The sequence below is a fragment of the Streptomyces sp. SID3212 genome (assembly GCF_009865405.1).
Taxonomy (GTDB): Bacteria; Actinomycetota; Actinomycetes; order Streptomycetales; family Streptomycetaceae; genus Streptomyces.
The window spans coordinates 1-1,119 of record NZ_WWJY01000888.1 but is presented as its reverse complement, the minus strand read 5'-3'; the positions used below and the strand labels follow the sequence as shown (position 1 = coordinate 1,119).

The window sequence follows — 1,119 nt, the reverse complement described above, 5'->3', positions numbered from 1 at the left end:
CAGCTGCCCGCCGACCACCCCGCTGGCGAACGCCCCGATGCCCGCTGCCAGCCGCTGCCGGCCGAAGACCGTGGCCGGGGGCGCCGACGACCGGGCCAGGGCCTCCAGGTCGTTCTTGAGGAAGAGGACCAGCTCACCCAGGCAGATCAGCGCGGCCCCCGCCCCGATGCCCGCGTACCCGCCGGTGCCGATGACGGCCGTCCCGGCCGCCATCGCGCCGAACCCCACGCGCATCGCGCCCGGGTAGGTGAGCCCGGCGATCCACCGGGACAGCGGCGGCTGCGCGACGACGAGGAGGCCCGCGTACGCCATCAGCACGACGCCGTAGAAGGCGGCCGAGGTGCGGGGGACCGCGTACAGCGCCAGGTAGTGCTGGAAGAACATGAAGACGTACACGCTCACCACGGTGACGAGGAAGGGCAGGACCCCGCCCCTGGCACCCGACGTCACGCCGGGAGCGCCCTTGTCCGGAGCGGCCCCGGGCGAGCCCACGGACGGGAGCAGGAGATGCCCCACCCCCACGGCGGCGAACAGCACACTGACCACGGTGAACAGCGCGGCCGGCGAGGTCAGTACAAAGGGCGCGGCCAGCGGAGGCCCCAGCGCGATCCCCGCGTTGAACGCGGAACCGCTCGCCGACAGCAGCCGCGGCCGGGCCCGCTCCGGCGCCCCCTCCACCAGATACGCCTTGTTCGCCGGGAGATACAGCGCCGCGCCGCAGGACACCAAGAACAGCGCGCCCACCGACGCCACCGGACTGCCGAGCCCCGGTACGAACGCGGCGAACCCCGCCGTACGGACCGCCAGCGCCACCAGCATCGTCGCCCGCAGCCCGATGCGCCGGGCCAGCGCCGCACCCACCACCCCGCCGGAGAACTGCACCAGCGAGGCGACGGCCAGCACCACACCGACCGTGCCGAGGCCGAGCCCCAGCCGCTGGTGCAGCACCACCGACATGTACGGCAGGACGGCGAAGCTGCCCAGCGTGATCAGGAACGAGGCACCCAGCAGGAACGACCGGGGCCCCGACCAGAGCCGCTCACCGGCCTCCTCCCCGTCGGCGGCCCCCCGGCCGGGACCGGCCCCCGCCTCCGGCCCCGCGCTCACGGGCCGTCGTCG

At 75.0% G+C, this 1,119-nt stretch carries 1 protein-coding gene; it reads right to left on the bottom strand.

Annotated features, from left to right (window positions below; all coding sequences use genetic code 11):
• Window positions 1-1,011, bottom strand: a 1,011-nt coding sequence (locus GT042_RS26585; RefSeq protein WP_202533902.1) for an MFS transporter, incomplete at its 3' end; no start/stop codon positions are given.
• Window positions 1,012-1,119 lie beyond the last annotated feature (108 nt).